At 62.5% G+C, this 19671-nt stretch carries 16 protein-coding genes and 2 tRNA genes; 9 read left to right on the forward strand and 9 right to left on the reverse strand.

Annotated elements, in window-relative coordinates; translation table 11 throughout:
* The 3 genes from GOX01_RS10580 to GOX01_RS10590 form a co-directional block, all read right to left on the reverse strand.
* The coding region (locus tag GOX01_RS10580; RefSeq protein ID WP_141259251.1) for an ammonium transporter at positions 1 to 1322 on the reverse strand (1322 nt) is incomplete at its 3' end.
* Positions 1322 to 1660, reverse strand: a complete 339-nt coding sequence (locus tag GOX01_RS10585) for a P-II family nitrogen regulator (protein ID WP_024716650.1) — start codon at positions 1658 to 1660, stop codon at positions 1322 to 1324. The genes GOX01_RS10580 and GOX01_RS10585, both read right to left, overlap by 1 nt.
* 147 nt (positions 1661 to 1807) lie before the next feature.
* The gene (locus GOX01_RS10590; protein ID WP_024716651.1) at positions 1808 to 3031 is read right to left on the reverse strand and encodes a mechanosensitive ion channel family protein; all 1224 of its coding nucleotides are present in this window, start codon (positions 3029 to 3031) and stop codon (positions 1808 to 1810) included.
* Between the two features lie 502 nt (positions 3032 to 3533).
* On the opposite strand from GOX01_RS10590, the gene GOX01_RS10595 reads away from it, so the two are divergent.
* Both GOX01_RS10595 and cysE read left to right on the forward strand, forming a co-directional pair.
* Complete coding sequence (locus GOX01_RS10595) at positions 3534 to 4751, forward strand: UbiH/UbiF/VisC/COQ6 family ubiquinone biosynthesis hydroxylase (protein WP_024716652.1); 1218 nt, start codon at positions 3534 to 3536, stop codon at positions 4749 to 4751.
* Positions 4748 to 5530, forward strand: coding sequence for a serine O-acetyltransferase (gene cysE / locus GOX01_RS10600; RefSeq protein ID WP_011252321.1), 783 nt, complete (start codon positions 4748 to 4750; stop codon positions 5528 to 5530). The genes GOX01_RS10595 and cysE overlap by 4 nt, the downstream gene beginning before the upstream one ends.
* 46 nt (positions 5531 to 5576) lie before the next feature.
* Here cysE and GOX01_RS10605 read toward each other — a convergent pair whose 3' ends face one another.
* A complete protein-coding gene (locus GOX01_RS10605; protein ID WP_011252322.1) occupies positions 5577 to 6737 on the reverse strand; it encodes an aldose epimerase family protein in 1161 nt (386 codons plus the stop codon).
* Positions 6738 to 7053: 316 nt separating this feature from the next.
* On the opposite strand from GOX01_RS10605, the gene GOX01_RS10610 reads away from it, so the two are divergent.
* The 3 genes from GOX01_RS10610 (at position 7054) to GOX01_RS10620 (ending at position 10161) form a co-directional block, all read left to right on the forward strand.
* Positions 7054 to 7872, forward strand: coding sequence for an MlaA family lipoprotein (locus GOX01_RS10610; protein ID WP_011252323.1), 819 nt, complete (start codon positions 7054 to 7056; stop codon positions 7870 to 7872).
* 10 nt (positions 7873 to 7882) lie between these two features.
* Positions 7883 to 8476: an MlaC/ttg2D family ABC transporter substrate-binding protein gene (locus tag GOX01_RS10615; protein WP_011252324.1), complete on the forward strand. Its 594-nt coding sequence runs from the start codon at positions 7883 to 7885 to the stop codon at positions 8474 to 8476.
* A 107-nt stretch (positions 8477 to 8583) separates the two neighbouring features.
* On the forward strand, positions 8584 to 10161 hold the full coding sequence (locus GOX01_RS10620) for a hypothetical protein (protein ID WP_062269587.1): 1578 nt from the start codon (positions 8584 to 8586) through the stop codon (positions 10159 to 10161).
* Between the two features lie 12 nt (positions 10162 to 10173).
* Here the strand turns inward: GOX01_RS10620 and GOX01_RS10625 are convergent, their stop codons facing one another.
* From GOX01_RS10625 to GOX01_RS10635, 3 genes are all read right to left on the reverse strand, one after another.
* On the reverse strand, positions 10174 to 10671 hold the full coding sequence (locus tag GOX01_RS10625; RefSeq protein ID WP_011252326.1) for a GNAT family N-acetyltransferase: 498 nt from the start codon (positions 10669 to 10671) through the stop codon (positions 10174 to 10176).
* Positions 10672 to 10745: 74 nt separating this feature from the next.
* Complete coding sequence (gene ettA / locus GOX01_RS10630) at positions 10746 to 12425, reverse strand: energy-dependent translational throttle protein EttA (protein ID WP_011252327.1); 1680 nt, start codon at positions 12423 to 12425, stop codon at positions 10746 to 10748.
* Between the two features lie 76 nt (positions 12426 to 12501).
* Positions 12502 to 12575 (reverse strand) — tRNA-Ile (locus GOX01_RS10635).
* Positions 12576 to 12793: 218 nt separating this feature from the next.
* Here GOX01_RS10635 and GOX01_RS10640 point away from each other — a divergent pair.
* The 4 genes from GOX01_RS10640 (at position 12794) to GOX01_RS10655 (ending at position 18038) form a co-directional block, all read left to right on the forward strand.
* Positions 12794 to 14962, forward strand: a complete 2169-nt coding sequence (locus GOX01_RS10640; protein ID WP_098049514.1) for an FUSC family protein — start codon at positions 12794 to 12796, stop codon at positions 14960 to 14962.
* A 153-nt stretch (positions 14963 to 15115) separates the two neighbouring features.
* Complete coding sequence (gene adhS / locus GOX01_RS10645) at positions 15116 to 15517, forward strand: alcohol dehydrogenase subunit III (RefSeq protein WP_011252329.1); 402 nt, start codon at positions 15116 to 15118, stop codon at positions 15515 to 15517.
* A 175-nt stretch (positions 15518 to 15692) separates the two neighbouring features.
* On the forward strand, positions 15693 to 16214 hold the full coding sequence (gene ppa, locus GOX01_RS10650) for an inorganic diphosphatase (protein WP_011252330.1): 522 nt from the start codon (positions 15693 to 15695) through the stop codon (positions 16212 to 16214).
* A gap of 219 nt (positions 16215 to 16433) precedes the next feature.
* Positions 16434 to 18038, forward strand: coding sequence for a carbohydrate porin (locus GOX01_RS10655; RefSeq protein WP_024716655.1), 1605 nt, complete (start codon positions 16434 to 16436; stop codon positions 18036 to 18038).
* A 4-nt stretch (positions 18039 to 18042) separates the two neighbouring features.
* Here GOX01_RS10655 and GOX01_RS10660 read toward each other — a convergent pair whose 3' ends face one another.
* Together GOX01_RS10660 and GOX01_RS10665 are read right to left on the reverse strand one after the other, a co-directional pair.
* Positions 18043 to 19419, reverse strand: coding sequence for an FAD/NAD(P)-binding protein (locus GOX01_RS10660; protein ID WP_081107062.1), 1377 nt, complete (start codon positions 19417 to 19419; stop codon positions 18043 to 18045).
* A gap of 168 nt (positions 19420 to 19587) precedes the next feature.
* Positions 19588 to 19662, reverse strand: a tRNA-Gly gene (locus tag GOX01_RS10665).
* Positions 19663 to 19671: the final 9 nt, after the last annotated feature.

A 19671-nucleotide genomic window follows, 5' to 3' on the forward strand; every position in this document is an offset into this window, starting at 1 on the left:
CCTTCAAGCTCCTCTTCCGGCGAGACCCGCAGGCCCATCACCAGATCCAGAACCTTCAGGATCAGCGTCGTCATGATAACACACCACACGACCGTCACACCCACGGCCTCGGCCTGCGCCACGACCTGATGGACACTGGCGACCGTCCCTTCCGGGTTGGACGCCGTGGCCGAAAGCGGGCCATAGGCAAACGCGCCTGTCAGGATGGCGCCGATGATGCCGCCGGTGCCGTGGACGCCGAACGCATCGAGGCTGTCATCATAATTGAAGCGGTGCTTGAGCCAGGTGGCACTCCAGAAGCATCCCGCACCGGCGATCAGACCAATGAGGACCGCGCTGCCCGGCAGGACGAACCCTGCGGCCGGCGTGATGGCGACCAGACCGGCCACCGCACCCGAGATGATACCCAGAGCCGTTGGCTTGCCCGTGCGCGCCCATTCGACGACCATCCAGGCCACACCACCCGCAGCGGCAGCGACCTGCGTCGTCAGCATGGCCATGCCCGCGCGGCCATTGGCCCCCAGCGCGGAACCGGCATTGAAGCCGAACCAGCCGACCCAGAGCAGAGATGCGCCGATAATGGCGTAGGTCAGGTTGAACGGAGAGAGGTCTTCCGTGCCGAACCCCTTGCGGCGTCCCAGAATGATGGCACAGACCAGACCGGCCACACCGGAATTGATGTGCACGACCGTACCGCCGGCGAAGTCCACCGCGCCCAGCCCCGCAACCCAGCCGGTCGGGCTCCAGACCCAGTGCGCGACCGGCGCGTAAACCAGCAGCAGCCAGGCCACCGTAAAGAGGCACATGGAAGAGAACTTCATGCGCTCGGCATAGGCACCCGTGATGAGGGCCGGAGTAATGACGGCGAACGTCATCTGGAACATCATGAAGACGCTCTCGGGGATCGTCATCGTGACGGCAGCAGGCGTTCCGGCGCCAAGCGTGAAGGCGGTATCAACGCCCTCATGGAAGTTGTCCGCCACCCCCCGCAGCAGGACGCGCGACAGATCCCCGATCCAGGGCGAACCCGTCGAGAACGCCAGACTGTAACCCGCTACCATCCAGACCAGACTGCCGATGCAGCAGATCATGAAGGACTGGATCAGCGTCGCCAGCACGTTCTTCTTGCGGACCATGCCGCCATAGAACAGCGCCAGGCCGGGGATAGTCATCATCAGGACAAAGGCCGTGCTGACGAGCATCCAGGCCGTGTCACCCGTATCAATGGGGGCAGCTGCCGGAGCGGCATGGGCGATGGCGGGCAGCGCAACAACACCGGCTGCAAGGGAAAGTACGGAGCGCCTCAGCGCAGGGGCGGCCATCAGAGAGCGCCCTCGCCGGTTTCTCCCGTACGGATGCGGATGAGCTGGTCGAGGCTGGAGACCATGATCTTGCCGTCACCGATCTTGCCGGTGCGGGCTGCGGTCATGATGGCCTCAATCACGTCCTCGGCGATCGTGTCGGAAACGGCGACCTCGATCTTGAGCTTGGGCAGGAAGCTGACGTGATATTCGGCGCCGCGATAGATCTCCGTCTGGCCTTTCTGGCGGCCAAAACCCTTGACCTCGGTAACAGTGAGGCCCTGCACCCCAAGCGGGGTCAGGGCTTCGCGGACGTCATCAAGCTTGAACGGTTTGATGATGGCAGTAACGAGCTTCACGAACGGCATATCCTCGTTGCGGTCTGGCAATCTGTATCAGAGTATGCCCCAGATCATGCCAGTCTCATAATGATATTGGCAGTCCGGCCGTGCCGTTTTCAGTGAATTTTCCCTGAACGAATAAGCCTGTTGCCCAAACGCTGCTCCTCAGGAGCGCCCGGGCATCGCTGCGGGCGGAGAAGCAGGCATGTCCGGGCCGCGATAGGGGCCATCCTGCGGGCGATTGACCGGCGGGGCGACCAGATTGTCCGGCCAGGGGCTCTGGTCCGGCGTGCCGGAGACAATGGCGGTCCGCCCGCGCGGCAGACATTCCGGCATTTCCGTGCGCAGACGGCGCAGCATGCGCTCGCGGATGTCGCAGCCCAGATTCCACATCCCGTTCGCATCGGCCGCACCCGCGATCAGACGGATGGAAATGACCTGTGCGTTGGTATCCGCGATCTGGCAGCCGATGGACGTCTTGTCCTGATCCCAGTCCGGGCACTTGGCGAGTTCCTCGAAATAGATTTCCCGCAGGCGCTCGACCGGCGTCTGGTAGTCCAGCCACAGGAACAGCGAACAGATCAGAGACGGCGAACTGTGCGTCCAGTTCTGGAACGGATTTTCCAGAAAGTACGAAATCGGCACGATGTAGCGGCGGCGGTCCCAGGTGCGCAGGACGACATAGGTCGCGTTGATTTCCTCAACCCAGGCCCAGTCCCCGTTCAGGATCAGCATGTCCTCCATGCGGATCGGCTGGGTGACGGCGATCTGGATACCGGCAATCAGGTTCGACAGGGCAGGACGAGCGGACAGACCGACGATCAGGGAGGCGGCACCAGCGGACGCAAACAGCGAGACGCCGAATTTCTGCACCGAGTGGAACACCATCAGCGAGGACGCCACCGTCAGCACGCCGAACGAGATTTCGATCAGGCGACGCAGGACGCGGATCTGCGTCTGGTGCGAGCGCGCGGTGATGTCGTCTGTATGTTCCTTGGCCGTGATGCGGTTGAGATACTGGTCCGTCAGCAGGCGGAACGTCTTGATGATGCCGAAGCCGAGATTGAGAATGAACAGGCACAGGAAAGCCTGTTCCAGAAAGGTCATCGTCGAGGACGTGAAGCCGGTCGTGGCCTGAAGGGCGGCACTGGCGGCGATGATCATCAGGAAGTTGCGGATGGTCGTCCGCAGGCGCGCAATGATCGCATGAATGAACTGGATGCGGCGCAGGCCCGGCAGCCGAGGCAGGGCCTCCGTAATGACGCGGCTGAACAGCAGCGCAATTCCCGCCGCCAGAAGCAGCAGAAGAATCGAACCCAGCGGAGCGGGAAGCCAGCTCAGAAGATGCCCGACCCGGCTCATGGAATTGACGTAGGAATGTTCGATCATGCGCTGTGCGGTTCCCTGCCCCTGCGTAGTCTAAACCGATCCGGTTCCGGACGGCTCCGTGGAGCCGGAAAGCCGGTCTGATGCGGAAAAGGCACATGGCCGTCTTCCGCTGCCATTGTCGTCTGGCGGTCATGGCGATGGAGGACAGAACACCGTCTGAAACGAAACGTTCCCTGTTTTCTCCGCCGCCGCCAGACATTCATTCAGGATTACGACCCTACAATGCCGCCCCGGACAGGAAACGGAAACACCGAAACCGCATTCCGAATCCGGTTTTCTGCCCTTGCACGGCGCTTTTTCGGTCATCGACTGGAAAAATACACTTCGGAATCCGCATTTCTTTAACGGTATAGTTCAGGCACATCGGGATTATTCAGCACAGGTCACACTGATACTGTCACCGGCGCGCGGGAGCAGACATTTCATCGGGCCGCAGGCACGTCTGTAACGTGCGCGCCCCCTTCCGCTCAAACCGCCGCAGGAGTAGGACAGGGGCAGGGAGATGAGTACGATGAAAAAAACCCATTACGACCTCTGCATCAACGGTGCCGGACCTGTGGGCGCCACGCTGGCGTGTCGTCTGGCGGCAGAGGGCGTGCGCGTCCTGCTCATCGACCGTAGCGCCCTGCCCGGCATGGAAGACCCTGCGCTGGACGGCCGGGCCTATGCCATTGCGGAAGGCTCCCGCCGGATGCTGGCCGATGCCGGAATCTGGGACAATCTGCCCAACGTGGCCCAGCCGATCCATGAGATCCTCGTGGCGGACGGACGCCCGCATGAGGCCCCCTCCCCGCTAACGCTGCATTTCGGCCCCGAAGACGCCCCCGAAGGCCAGAGCTTTGGCTGGATGGTCGAGGCGCGGGATCTGCGACTGGCTATCAACCAGACGCTGAAGCAGTATGACAGCTTTGATGTTCTGGCGCCGGATCTGGGGAGCTTCACGTTCCACCCCGATCATGTCTCCATCCGTCTGGCGTCAGGCAGAACCGTGACCGCGAAGCTCGCCGTGGCGGCTGAAGGACGTCGCTCCCCGCTGCGTCGTCAGGCGCGGATCGGCCTGACCAAGATCCCCTATAATGAGTACGGCATCGTCGCGACCATCGCGCATGAAAAGCCGCATCACGGCGTGGCGCTCGAACATTTCCTGCCGGAAGGTCCGTTCGCGCGTCTGCCCATGCCCGGCACGGCCGAGCACCCACACCGCTCCGCCATTGTCTGGGCCGAAGGCGAAGGCCGCGCCCAGCGTTTCCATGCCCTGCCGGACGAAATCTTCGGACGCGAGATCAAGGCCCGCATGGCGGATGAGGATCTGGGTGAGATCACGCCCGTCGGGCGTCGCTGGATCTATCCGCTCTCAGCCCAGTACGCCCAGAGCTATATCGGCCCGCGTTTGGCGCTCGCCGGTGACGCCGCGCACGGCATCCATCCGATCGCAGGGCAAGGCCTGAATATCGGCTTCCGGGACGTGATTTCACTCGCTGACCTGCTGATCGAAGCGCATCGCAACCGCAAGGATATGGGCAGCCGCGAGCTTCTGGTCCGCTATCAGCGCAACACCCGCCCCGGCAACATGGCGATGCTTGCCGCGACGGATGCACTCGAACGCCTGTTCGGCAACGACAATCCCGTCCTGCGCCGCCTGCGCGATATCGGTATCGCGGGCGTCCAGCGTTTCCCCGCCCTGCGCCGGGCCTTCGTACGAAAGGCCATGGGCGTATGACGGGAGCGGCCGAGGAGACTTCCATTACCGACAGATCATCGGACCTCGTGGCCTTCTGGAAGGACATGCAGTCCCAGGCATGCAGCTGCCATGACCCGCTGATCCAGGATGTCTTTTCCACCAATATCGGCGACCACCCGGATTTTGCGTCCGCACTGGCCTCCCTGCTGGGCACGAAACTAGCGGACCGCTCCATCCCCGCGACGACGATCACACGCCTTGTCGCCTCGATCCTGAGCGCCGAGCCCGACATCGCGGAAGCGGCGGCAGCAGATATTCTCGCGACCTATGACCGCGATCCGGCATGCCCGGACCTCGTCACGCCGTTTCTGTTCTTCAAGGGATGGCAGGCGCTTCAGGCCTACCGGATTTCGCACCATCTCTGGACGAAGGGGCGCCAGCATCTGGCGCATCATTTCCAGAGCCGGATCAACGAACTCTTCGCCATCGACATCCACCCCGCGGCCCGTCTCGGACGGCGGCTGAGCATCGATCATGGAACGGGAATCGTCATTGGCGAGACCAGCATCGTCGAGGACGACGTCTCGCTGTTCCAGGAAGTCACGCTGGGCGGAACCGGCAAGCTAACCGGCAACCGTCACCCCATCGTGCGCCGCGGCGTCATGATCGGATCGGGGGCCAAGGTCCTGGGCCGTCTCATCATCGGGGAATATGCCCGGATCGGCGCGGCATCCGTGGTGCTGGAAGACATCCCGGCCTATTCCACCGCGGTCGGCAACCCGGCCCGGATCGTGGGAACCGTGCCCCGGCCGGCCTGATATGCATTTCAGGGTCCGGAGCCAGCGCCCCGGACCCTGAGGGCTGTTACTTGTTCGAGAACCTGAACGTCGTCGTGTAATCGAAGGTCTGACCCGGCTTCAGTTCGGTCGTCGGGAAAGACGGGTGGTTCGGGCTGTCGGGATAGTGCTCGGCCTCGAACGCAATCGCGTCGCCCTGACGATAGGCATGACCGGACACACCGGCATAGCCGCCATCCAGCGAGTTGGACGTGTAGACCTGAAGTCCCGGCTGGTTCGTCAGGATTTCCATGCTGCGGCCCGAACGCGGGTCATAGACCTTGCCGGCCAGACGCGGTGCCTGACCGTAAGGCCCGTTGACGACCCAGTTCATGTCATAGCCGCGGGCATACATCATCTGCGGATCATTGCTGCGCAGACGGTCCCCGATGACGGTCGGCTTGCTGAAGTCGAGCGGCGTGCCGGCAACAGGCGCGATCTGGCCGGTCGGAATGGACGTTGCGTCCGTCGGCGTGAAGCCATCGGCGTTGATCTGAAGCACTTCCGGCTCGATGGAGCCCGAGCCTTCGCCGTTCAGGTTCCAGTAGCTGTGGTTCGTCAGGTTCAGAACCGTCGGCGCATCGGTCGTGGCGACATAATGCAGCGACAGGGCATTATCCGTACCAAGCGTATAAGTCACATGCGTCGTCAGCTTGCCGGGGAAGCCCTGGTCACCGTCCGGGCTGACCAGCTTGAGCGTCAGATACGCGCCGCTGGCATTGGTGCCGGTCTTTTCGATCGTCCAGACGTTCTTGTCGAAACCCTTCTTGCCGCCATGCAGGGCATTCGGCGGGGCCGTCACGTCCGTGTGATAGATCTTGCCTTCAACGGGGAAATTACCCCCCGCGAGACGGTTGGCATAGCGGCCGATGATGGCGCCGAAGAACAGGCCGCCTTTCGCGCTGTCGACCGTGTAACCCTTCAGGTTGTCGAAGCCGAGAACCACGTCCTGGACATGCCCCTCACGGTCCGGCGTCTCGACGGACTGGATGATGCCGCCATAGGTGATGATACGGGCCGTCGTGCCGAGGCCGTTCTTGAGGGTCACGATCCGCACGGGCTTGCCGTCCGGCGTGCTGCCCCAGGGCTGGCTTGCAACGGTGGGGTGCGCCTGTGCCACACCGGCACCCACGGAGAGGGCCGCGACAGTCGCAAGAAGCGCGCTTCTGGAGCCGAAGAATCTGGACATTGAAAACCTCCCGGGTGTTGAGTTGGGGCCACAGTGGTCCCAAAAACCCTGAGGGGTCAAAGCCCCGAAAGTGACGGAAGAGCATCTGGATCGTTAAAGCAGATGCCCTCTTCAAACGACCAGCATTTGCAGACATACAGGGATGCACGCTATCGGAGGATACGTTATGACTACGCCCCTCCGCAGTTTTCCGCGACGGATGGCGTGTGGCCCATCGGGGTTCATGGAGTCCTGCAGTGAACGGATTATGAAAATTTCCGTTTTCCTGTGACTTCTTCGTGAGCGCAGGGCCGGGAAGGGCATTTTGGGGATGGTTATGGACTTTCGGCAGGACGAAAACGAAATCCGGGAGACGCGCTCACGTCGTGTGTCACGCCGCGGCAGGGCTCTCGCAGGGGCCCTCGCCCTGCTGACGCTCGGAGCCTGTGGCTCGCTGCGCAACCCGCCGCCGAAGGATCCGGACGACCTGGCGGACTACAAGGCCGCCAACGACCCCTACGAACCCGCAAACCGCAAGATGTACAACCTCCAGATGTGGACCTATCACAAGGTCCTGCGCCCGGTAGGCAAGGCCTGGATCTGGGCAGTTCCCAAACCCGTGCGTCATTCCATTGCGAACGTGAATGAAACCTGGCGCGAACCTTCGGTGTTCTTCTCCGACGTCGGCGCAGGCAAGCCGCGCCGCGCCGGAGATGCCTTCATGCGCTTTGCCATCAACATGAGTGCCGGTGTGGCCGGCTTCTTCGACGTCGCGGGCCTCGTCGGCTACAAGCAGCATGAGACCGATCCTGGTCTGACGCTGGGAACCTGGGGCGTGGCCGGCGGCCCGTACCTGTTCGTTCCGTTCGTCGGCCCGACCAACATCCGCGACGGCATCGGCTACGGCATCAGCCAGGGCCTCACGCCGATCAACTATGTGCCTCGCGGCTATGATCTGCTAACCTTTAACTGGGCTTACAACGTGGCCGGGACCATGGAAGGCTATGCCAGTTCCATCGACCAGATCGACCATCTCGAACAGGACAGCCTGGACCCGTACTCATATATCCGGAGTGCCTGGCAGCAGAACCGTCAGAGCCAGATCGACACCATCAAGGGCGACGATCGCGCAACCACCCCTGACTGGTACAACTGAGGAGAACGACATGTTCAACGTATTTTCGCGCCGCACTGTTCTTGGGGCCGTCGTCTCCCTCGCCGTCGCAACGGGGGCCGCTCACGCCAGCACGGCGACGGATTTCGTGAACTCCTTCGGTGGCCGTCTGGCTGCCGTGGTCAACTCGGGCAAGTCGCTGGACGAGAAGAAGAAAGAAGTTCTCCCGCTGCTGCAGGAGAATGTCGACATCACCGGGATCGGCCGTTACTGCCTTGGCAAGTACTGGCGCACCGCAACTCCCGCCCAGCGTGACAAGTACATCTCCCTGTTTGATCAGGTGCTGGTCAACACCATCACGGACCAGATCGGCAACTATCAGGGCGTGAGCTTCCGCGTCACGACGACCAGCACGACGCCGGAAGGCGAGCGCGTCAACGCGCTGATCGACCGTCCGGGCCAGCCGGAAGTCAACATGCAGCTGATCATCGGCGGCAACCCGCCCAAGGTCGTGGACATGTATGGCGAAGGTGCCAGCCTGCGCATGAACCAGCGCGGCGATTACAGCTCCTATCTGGCCCGCCATAACGGCGACGTCGATGCGCTGAACGCCGCCCTTGAGCGCCAGCTGAACCACCACCAGTAAGATACCGCTCCAAACAACACCGCTTCTGCGGTTGTAAGTTCCTGAAACGGACGGCTTTCCAGCGGAGGGCCGTCCGTTCTGCTATCCAGCGCATGAGACAAGACCGGATGACAGACCCGACATTTCCAGAAACCGGAACAACCGCACGGAGAAAGGGTCTTCCCGGTTTCGGGCTTCAGGGCGGACTTCTGGCGGTCTTCACCCTCGCCTGCCTGACATTCTTCGGTTGGGCCTGCTGGAAAGGCCTGTGGTTCCTCTCGTTCTGCGACGAGGGCGAACATCTTCTGGGCGGCCGGATGCTGAATGAGGACGGCAGGCTGTATGTGTCCTATGTGGACACGCACGGGCCGGTCATCTTCATGCTATCCCAGTTCTATGGCGCCCTCTTCGGATGGCATTTCCCGCAGGGCGCACGGCTGTTCCTGCCGCTTCTGGCGCTCATGGCCGCCGCGTCCCTCTGCGCCACATCCACCCTGCCTGGACGCCGACAGCGCCTTCTCGCCAGTCTGGTCTTCGTCGGTGGACTTGCGTCCTACTGGCTGATGGACGCGTTCTACATGGTCAGTTTCTACGCCGTAGCCGGGTTTCTGACCGTGGGACTGCTCGCCCTGTTCGTGGTGCCGGCGTGGCTCGGCAGAACCCCGCCAGTGCTGCCTTCAGCGCTTGCAGGTTTGTGCCTGATCCTGATCCTCGCATGCGCCTACGCCTATGGACCCGGGGCGCTCCTGATCGTGGCGTCCGCCCTCTGGCTTCTGGCCGGACAGAAGAACTACCGGGCCATCAGGGCCTTCGCAGGGGGCGTCCTTCTTGGCGTGTTCCTGCTGGGTCTGTGGTTCGTGAGATATGCGGATCTCGGAAGTTTCGTGGTCTTCCATATCCTCTTCAACCAGATCGCCTATGCCCCGTTCATCCATTTCGGACCGGGCACCTTCCTGCTCTCCCTTCTGCCCTCTTTTCAGGGTGAGGCGTTTTACCCCACCCTCGCCCATATCCTGCTCATCGGCGCGCTTCCCCTGCTGCTCTACCGGCGGCCAGAACGCAACAGGATCGCCATCCTGATCGGCTTCGTGGGCATTATCCTTCTCAATGCCCGTGCCGCCGTGGGCTTCAAGGACGGGCAAACCCTGATCGTAGCGTTTGCGCTGGCAGGACTGGGGCTCATGGCGTTTTTCGAACAGCGGGGAGAGCCCAAGACGGTCAGCAAGGCTTTACCCTGCGCCATTCTGACAGTTCTGGCGTTCTGGGGCAGCAGCCATCTGGCCACCAACACCCCTTTCGGCTGGACCTACCGGGACACCACCCACAGACCGCCTTACACGCTCTATCAGCCGGTTAATGACGCCATCAGCCAGAAGGTCCGAGCCCTTGTCCCGCCGGGACAGCCCATCCTGATGCTTCCCTACATGCCCGAGTTCTACTGGATGGCCGACCGGCGACCGCCTTATGGCTATTACGAGTATCTGCCCTGGGACTGGGTTTATGCCCAACATTCCATCCCGGGCTATCCGCATGATCTGTGCCAGAGCCTGCTGAAAAACCCGCCGCCCCTGATCGTCTACACGCCCGAGACCGATCCCGCGTCGCTGACCGTCCGGCCGTTTTTCGCCTGCGTCAGGAAAAGACTGGCCAGCCTGTACATGCCGGTCGAGGGGTTCCCGTCCCTGCACGTCCTGCGCCCCCGGTAGGGCGCCCACGCGTCAGTCCGCCGTGATTTCGTACAGGAGCATGGTGTCGCCGTTGCGATCGAAGGTCTGGGTATGGTGCAGACCCAGACTGCCCAGAACCGTACGGGACGCGAGATTGTCTTCCCGCGCAACGGCCACGATCCGTTTCTCCCCACAATCGAGCACATAGCGCAGGGCGGCCGCAGCGGCTTCGCGGGCGATGCCGCGCCCGGCAGCCCAGGGGAACAGGGCAAAGCGCAGCCCGAGGCCGCGCCCGTCAGGACGTTCATGAACGCCGGTGATGCCGACGAAGCGGCCGTTCTCGCGAATGGCAAAGATCCCGACCCCCCGTCTGGCCCAGAAACTGACGTCCTCCGCCATTTCCTGTTCGGTGGTGGTGCGGTTGCGGATACCGCCCAGCATCCGCGCGAACGCTCCGGCATTGCCCTTGAGGGCGACCATATCTTCGAGGTCCGGCCAGTTGACCGGAGTCAGGACAAGCCGGGCGGTACGGATTTCACGCCCCAGCACGCAGCTCTCCCCGGGCCTTCAGCATAGCCCCTCGGCGAACGGGAGATCCCGCCAGCCGAGGGAAAAGCGCCGGATCAGCGGGCCAGCGGGCGATACTTGATACGGCCGGGCTCGGTCGCATCCGGCCCCAGACGGCGACGCTTGTCGGCTTCGTAGTCCTGGAAGTTGCCTTCGAACCACTCGACATGGCTGTCACCCTCGAAAGCGAGGATATGCGTGGCCAGACGGTCGAGGAACCAGCGGTCATGGGTGATGATCACGGCGCAACCCGCGAATTCCGCCAGAGCGTCTTCGAGGGCACGCAGCGTATCGACGTCAAGATCGTTGGTCGGCTCATCGAGCAGGATGACGTTGCTGTCCTGCTTGAGCATCTTGGCGAGATGGACGCGGTTGCGCTCACCACCGGACAGGACACCCACCCGCTTCTGTTGGTCGGCCCCCTTGAAGTTGAACGCGCCCACATAGGCGCGGGACGGAACCGTGCGCTTGCCAAGCTGGATGACGTCCGTACCACCGGAAATCTCTTCCCAGACCGTCTTGCTGTCATCGAGCGTGTTGCGGGACTGGTCGACGTAACCGAGCTTCACCGTCTCACCGATCTTCAGCGAGCCGCTGTCGGGCTGGTCGTCGCCGGTGATCATCTTGAACAGCGTGGACTTGCCCGCGCCGTTCGGTCCGATCACACCCACGATGCCGCCCGGCGGCAGCTTGAAGCTGAGATTGTCGATCAGCAGACGATCACCGAAGCCCTTCGTGAGGTTCTCGGCCTCGATGACCGTACCACCCAGACGCGGGCCCGGCGTGATGACGATGTCCGCCGTGCCACCAGCCTTCTCGGCATTGGCGGCCAGCATTTCCTCGTACTTCGTGATACGCGCCTTGCTCTTGGCCTGACGGGCCTTGGGCGAGCTGGAAATCCACTCCTGCTCGGCGGCCAGGGCACGCTGGCGGGCGCTCTCTTCCTTCTCTTCCTGGGCCAGACGCTTGCGCTTCTGGGTCAGCCAGGAGGAGTAGTTGCCTTCGAACGGATAGCCGCGGCCACGCTCGATTTCGAGGATCCAGTTGGTAACGTTGTCGAGGAAGTAACGGTCATGGGTGATGACCATGACGGTACCGGCATAGTCACGCAGCGTCTTTTCGAGCCAGCTCACGCTTTCGGCGTCGAGATGGTTGGTCGGCTCATCAAGCAGCAGGATGTCGGGCTTCTCGAGCAGCAGGCGGCACAGGGCCACGCGGCGCTTCTCACCACCGGAGAGATTCGTCACCGGGCTGTCGGCGGACGGGCAGCGCAGGGCATCGAGCGCGATTTCGAGCTTGCGATCCAGTTCCCAGCCATCGCCGGCGTCGATCTTCTCCTGAAGATCGGCCTGCTCGGCCAGAAGTGCCGTCATCTCGTCATCGGACATCGGCTCGGCGAACTTCATCGAGATCTCGTTGAAGCGGTCCACGGCCTTCTTCAGCTCACCGAAACCCTGGGCGACGTTCTCGCCGACCGTCAGGCTCTCGTCGAGCTTCGGCTCCTGTTCGAGATAGCCGATGCGCGCGCCTTCGGCGGCCCAGGCTTCACCGCCATATTCCTTCTCGATACCGGCCATGATCTTGAGCAGCGTGGACTTACCCGCGCCATTCACACCAAGGACGCCGATCTTGACGCCCGGCAGGAAGGACAGCGTGATGCCCTTGAAGACTTCACGCCCACCCGGATAGGACTTGGTGAGGTCCTTCATGACATAGACGTACTGGTAGGCGGCCATGGGAGGTCTCCTCAATCGGTGGATGGGCGGGGAAGAAGCGGAACATCCGTCCCGCATGAATCAGGTCAACACACCGTGCGCCCGGAGGGACTCGAACCCCCAACCAAGCCGTTATGAGCGGCCGGCTCTAACCAATTGAGCTACAGGCGCGCGGGTGCAGTCCGAAATCGCCCAACTCGGGTCTTTTTGCAAGGGCCGACATGGTGGAACATGTCTTTTTAAGTTAGTGTGTCACGCCTTCCCGTTCCTGAAAGGCCGTTCAGGCGACCTTTGCTGCCGTTGCGAGATGGCGCCATTGGTCCGTATTGCCCGAAGGAATGTCCGATGCCTGCATATACTGCAAAACTGCACAGCGGTGCCCATCTGACATGATACAGGCCGGGCCGGTCGCGCTCATCCGCAAACTGCGATGGCTTTACGCCCCCGATCCGGTCATGGCCGGATATGCGCTCCGGACCACCTGCACGTCCCTGCTCGCCCTCGGCATCGCGCTTTGGATGGAGCTCGGCAGCCCGCAATGGGCCGCGCTGACCGTCTGGATGGTCGCGCAGGGCACGCGCGGACGCAGCCTTGCGAAAGCCAAGTGGCACCTGTTCGGCATGGTGGTCGGCGTCATCAGCGGCATTACGCTGGTCGCGGCCATCCCGCAGGCACCGCTGATGTTCATCCTCCTGCTGGCGGTCGGGATCGGCACGTTCTGCATGATCGGCACGTTCATGCCCGGTCCGGCATCGATGACGAACTACCGCATCCATGGCATGCGGGCCTCGGGCTTCACCTACGCCATCGTCTCGCTCGACGGCATCGCAGACCCGCACCACATCTTCGCCATCTCGATGTCGCGCGCCACCTACATCCTGCTGGGGATCGTGCTCGAAGCCTCGATTTCAGGCCTCTTCCAGCTCGGCCTGACCAAACGCACGCGCCACCAGCTCGCCAGCACATTCGAGGACACCCTCAAACCGGCCCTGACCGCCATTGCCGGCATTCTGGTCGGCAAGGAAGGGGCCATGCAGAACGTGCAGGCCATCTTCGCCCAGATCACGACGCTCGGCGATCAGGTGGAGTTCGCGGAGGTCGAGCTCGGCCGCCACGACCATGCCGGAGACCACGCCCGCGCGGCCCTGGCCGACATCGCGGTGCTTCTTGCCCGCGCGCTCGATCTTGCGACCCTCATGCGCCTGCCGCTCAGTCAGGACGACATGTTCCGCCAGGAAGCCGAAGCCATCCGCGACATGTTCCTGAAGCTGCCCGCGCGGCTCGAAGAAACGGAGAGCATGGCTTCCATCCTGGCCGACCTGCTGACCCTGCGCCGTCAGTGCCGCCAGAAGGTCGTCTCGGATTTCAGTACCGCCCAGCCGGACGATGCAGCCCGCGAGGCCGTCCTGCGCCACGGCATGCTCCAGCAGGCCCTCGTCGAGCTGATCGACGCGCTACGCATGGCGCTGACCCAGTTCGAGGCCAGCCGCCATCCGGGATCCCATGACCATTTCCATTCGCCTATCCGCTCCTACCGCGACTGGCAGCAGGCCATCACCAACAGCCTGCGCTCCTCCGTCACGGTCTTCGGCGCGGGTCTAATCTGGATCTGCACGGCCTGGCCCAGCGGACTGACCTTCATCATGTTCGTCTGCATCGTATGCAGCCTGTTCTCCACGCTCGAGCGCCCGGCACTGGCCACACAGGCGTTCCTGCGCGGTGCATGCTGTGCGGTCGTCGCGGCCGGCATCCTGAATCTTGCGCTAATGGGCAAATCGACGACATTCGAGATGCTCGGCATGTGGTCCGGACTGGCGATGATGATCGGCGGCCTGGCCTTCGCCTACCCGCCCCTGACCCTTCCGGCCGTGTCCTACAACCTGTTCCTGCCCATCCTCATCGGGCCGTCCAATCAGGCGAAAACGGACGAAATCGTCTACTTCAATACCGCCCTGCCGCTGGTGCTGGGGCTGCTCTATGCCTCATGGATGTACCGGGTCTTCCTGCCCTACGATCCCGCACACCAGCGCTGGACCATGCGCGAACACATCCTGCGGGACTTGCACCGCATCGCCGATGGCCGGGCGCAGGAAACGGTGGACAGCGTGGTATCGCGCAACGTGGACCGTTTCGTCCGGCTCATGACCAATTCGGGCTCGACCCCATCCCCGGTCATCCAGGCCTATCTGACGGGAATCCTGTCGGGCATGCGCGTCATGCTCAACCTGCTGCGGCTTCAGGCCATCCGGCGTGACACGCGCCTGAATCCGGAAGCCGGACAGGCACTGGCGCTGATCATGGGACGCATGAGCCATTTCAGCGGCCGCTACCACGGACATTACGGCCGCACCCTGCGGGCGACGAAGCTTGCGATTCTCCGCCTGCGGACCTGCGAGCGCAACGAAGACCGTCCCCGGGAACGCTTCGTCCTGATCGCAGCTCTGACCAGTCTGGACGTCATCGCCACGGAACTGGACACGAACCGCATCTTCTTCGATGCCCGGAGCCCGTATTTAGACCCTTCGCTCACGCCCGCGGAGCTGGAATCCACCGGATGATCGCGCGGTTTTCCCCGGCTGACACAAACCTCACGAACTGATCACGAAGAAATGTTCTGCAACACACTTCCCTTTTCCGGGAAACAGGAGAATTGTTCGATTTCAACCGCGGGTGACCGCGGACGACAGGGTTTCAGAACTAAGGATACCGTGATGTTTCGTCGTATCGTGCCCGTCCTCGGCCTCGCCCTCGGGCTGGGTCTGGCTTCCCAGGCTGCCATGGCACAGGAACAGTCCCCCCCGCCTCCGCCGGCCGTCCAGGGTACGCCTGGCAAGGACTTCACGGGTGTTTCGCCCGCCAACCTTGCAGGCATCATGAACTACTGCGTCGAGCAGCAGTATGTCTCCTACGATGAAGGCAATCCGGTCCTTTACGGGCTGAGTGAGAAGTACAAGGCCACCGAACAGACGGTCGGCAACTTCGACTATGCGCTCGGCACGGCCGGCTATTTCGACAGCAACGGCAAGCGCTTCTACCTCGTGGCCTACACGAACGAAGACGATCGCCGCGCCGCCTGTCACGCCGCCGTCAAGGCCGCACAGCCGATGCTCTGAAGCCCTTTCCGCAAGGACAGGATCTTCAGAAGCTCCCCCTGCCACACGGCACGGGGAGCTTTTTTTATGTCTGCTTCCCGCCGCCGGGCATGACTTCTCCCCATTCCGCTCTGGGCAGAGGCTCCGGCCGCCGGTAGTATCGCCGCCTCTCCAAACAGTTCAGGACATGGACATCATGGACGTTTCCAAGATCTCGCCCGGCAAGGACCTGCCCAACGACATCAATGTCGTCATCGAAATCCCGCAGGGTTCGCAGGTGAAGTACGAAGTGGACAAGGACAGCGGCGCGCTCGTCGTTGACCGTTTCCTCTTCACGCCGATGGCCTATCCGGCCGCCTATGGCTTCATTCCGGGCACGCTGGCCGCCGATGGCGATCCGGCCGACGCCCTTGTCCTGACGCCGGCTGCCGTTGTGCCGGGCTCCGTGATCCGCGCCCGTCCGATCGGCATGCTGAAGATGGAAGACGAGAGCGGACAGGACGAGAAGATCATCTGCGTCCCGCACGACAAGGTGCATCCGCAGTTCTCCAACGTGCACTCCGTGGACGACCTGCCGGAAATCACGAAGAAGGCGATCACGCATTTCTTCGAGCGCTACAAGGATCTGGAGCCCAACAAGTGGGTCAAGGTCACGGGCTGGGCTGACAAGGCCGAAGCCGGCAAGGTCATCATGGAAGCGCTCGCCGCCGCCAAGTAAGGCCCGTCAGGCTCAGGCCGGGCGCCTCCGCCCCGCTCACGGGCCTGTCTGATGCTTTTGCAAAAAACCCTGTCTCCCCTTGGGAGGCAGGGTTTTTTCATGCCCAACATCACACGAATTTGTGATTATTTATGATACAAGTAACATTATTTTATGATCTTTAGCGGTAAATTCGTGTTATCCCGCCGTTGCTAACCTGCTTTCCAAGGAATCAGCGGCTTGTCTCGAGTCCATATCCACGCAGCTTTTTGCCTGGCCACATTTCTTCCGTCCTGCGCAATCGCCCAGAGCCTTGGAGCCACAAGCACCACAGCTCAGGATGGCACCGCACGGACATCTCCCATCTCCAGCACGGGATCCGCTTCCAGCTCAACGTCATCAACCGTCCAGAGCTACACGCCCAACGCAAAAGTGACCCAGATCCAGGTCACAGCCCCACAGCAGACCATCCCGCCCGTCGTCTGGCCCTCCGAAAACTCGGAACTCCCCAGCGAGCGCGTCAATACGCCGCTGAACCAGATCTATTTCGGCAATGAATGGGTCCCGCCCCTGCCGCGCCCGGAAGCCATCCTGACCGATCCGTTCGGCTGGAACACCTGGCTGCGCGATCGCGGCGTGGCCATTATGATGGATACGACCAACGAGTTTTCGGGCGCCATCACCAGCCCGACCAAAGACTATGGCCTACGTCAGGGCAGCAGCAATGCCGGTCAGTACAGCCTTGAGAACGACATCGACTGGGAAAAGCTCGCCAATGTGCGCGGCTTCTCGACCCATGCGCTTGTCGTCGGCCGGTACGGCATTCCCGCCAGCCGCATGTTCGGTGACAACCTCAACCCGAGCTCCGAAATTTACGGCGCCGGCGGCAACGTGGTCGTCCATCTCGTTTACGCCTACGCGGAAGAGACCATTGCCAAGGGCCGTGTGGACCTGGCAGGCGGCCGCATTCCGCTGCTGAACGATTTCTCGGCCAGCCCGTTGTACTGCACCTTCCAGAACAACGCGTTCTGCGGAAACCCCAAAGCATCTTCCGACAACATCACCCATTCGTCCTATCCGGATGCCAGCTGGGCCTTCCGCGTGCGGACACGTCCGACCACCAGCACCTATATCCAGACCGGCGTCTATTTCTCGCAGGCGGGTATTTACAACAACGTGCAGTACCGTACCGGCTTCAAGTTCAACGGCGCGGACATCCACGGCGAAGCCATCCCGATGGAAGCCGGCTGGGAGCCACTGTTCGGCAAGGACAAGCTGCCCGGCCATTACAAGGTCGGCTACGCGATCGACAACGCGCCCCACAAGGACAACTATTACGACGTGAACGGACAGCCCTATGTTCTGACCGGAAACCCTGCCCGTACCCTGAACTATTCATGGTCGGCCTGGGCACTCGCGGACCAGATGGTCTGGCGCCATCACGTCAAGGGCAATGCTGATGCAGGCCTGATCCTGCTGGGCGGCATGTATGCCAACAGCCCCCGCACCCAGCTCAGGGCGCAGCAGTATTCCGCCGGCCTGATCGACAGCGGATTCTGGGCCGCACGTCCGCTGGATACGATCGGCATCAACTTCTCCTACGTGCGCGTCTCCAAGACAGCCACGGCGACGGAGCGTCTGCAGGCCATGTACGGGCTGCCCCTCATGTCCAGCTCCCTGACGCCGCAGACATTCGGTGAAGTGCTCGAAGCGACCTACCGCATCCATGTCATGCGCGGCATCACCTTCGCGCCCGACTTCCAGTATTACTTCCGCCCCGGCGCCCAGAAGGCCCTCAAGGACGCCGCGATGCTCGGCTTCAAGAGCCACATCCAGTTCTTCTGAGCCCCTATCCGGGAAGCACCGTCTCGCACGATGCTTCCCGGACGTTCCGGCCACACTGTTCTTTCAGCAAGGTAGCCAGATCCGCCGCCTGCCTGCGGATTTCCGGAATGGCCGTCGTCTCGAACAATGTTCCCCAGCGCATTGGCCCCAGGGCGAACAGGTCTCCGGCACACCGCCCGGCCGCATCAGTCAGCGCGCCATCCTCGCGGCAGTGCAATCCGCCCAGAGCGGTCTCCCGCACCATTCCGTCCGCCAGAAGCGCATGGGGAAGAGTGTCCGCCATCTGCCGGTAAGCCCGGCTTGGCCCCGTACAGTTCACGACATGATCGGCGGACAGCGTGAACAGGCCCGTCCTGTCACGCGCCTGGACCAGCACCTGCCGGGCCTCCGGCCCAAGATGGGTCACCTGCCCGCGCCGACAGTCCAGCGTGCCGTTTTCCAGTTCCGCAACCATGAAATCCGCCACTTCCGGCGCGACGCGATGCCGCACGATGTCCCAGCGTCGCTGAAGATGCCGCCGGAAGCGCTTTTTCTCCGCCAGATCCAGAGCCTGCCACAGCGGATTGATCCGCGGACGCAGCGCATCGACCGCACTGCGCCAGCCGGTCCCTTTGGCCAGGCTGTCCCGGAACGCCCGGAAATACGCCCGCGCCGTCGCAGGTGTTCCGGGGGAAATAATATCCGTTTTTGCGGGAGCGGAAGGCGCATGACGCTCGGGACACCAGCCATGACGGGACAGGGCCACAACCCGCCCCCGATGGCCGTTTTCGCGCAGGCGCATCAACACATCGAGGGAGGTCAGACCCGTTCCGATCAGGACAACTGCTGCATCAGGCACGATCCGGTCATAGAATCCGTTATCCCAGCCCGAGGGATGATACTGCCCGCTCAAAGCCAGGTCCGAGTCTACCTTGGCAACAGGCGCGGGGCCGAAATTGCCGGTCGCGAGCACAACCTGATCTGCTTGAAGCCTCTCTCCATCACCGAGCGCCAGTTCCAGCCGCCCCGCGACGCGCTGGCAGGACAGGACGCTGGTCTGCCGCCACTCAGGACGCGCCTCCGCCCAGAGACTGGACAGATACTGTCCGAACACGGCCCTCGGCATGAACTGGCCGGGCGTGACGTCCGGATCGTGATGCGCGCGAAGCCAGCGCAGGAAATGCTCCGGATCATCGGGATCAGCACTCATGCCGCCCGCTGGAACATTGAGGAAATGGCAGGGAGACAGCGTAGAATAGGCCAGCCCGACCGCAGGGCGTTCCGCAGGATCAATTACAATGATCCGCGCCTGAACATGCAGCCTGCGCAGGTTCCAGGCCAGCAGCGTTCCGCTGGCCCCGCCCCCGATGATGGCAATGAGAGGCCGGTCTGAAGGGGACATACTGCCGTTTTTCTCCACAGGATCATCTGCGAAACGGAGCATGGCTGAAACAACGGAAACTGAGCGGGACGTTTCGTAACAGACGTTCTCGAAAACCGCTCAACAGGGCATCAGAAAGCCTGCCCCGGAAGGCAACAGTCCGTAATTTTCAATGTTCTGGAAATCTTCTGGAGCGGGCGATGGGATTCGAACCCACGACCCCAACCTTGGCAAGGTTGTGCTCTACCCCTGAGCTACGCCCGCACTCCGTGG

It is taken from the genome of Gluconobacter oxydans (assembly GCF_006539685.1).
Classification (GTDB): domain Bacteria; phylum Pseudomonadota; class Alphaproteobacteria; order Acetobacterales; family Acetobacteraceae; genus Gluconobacter; species Gluconobacter oxydans.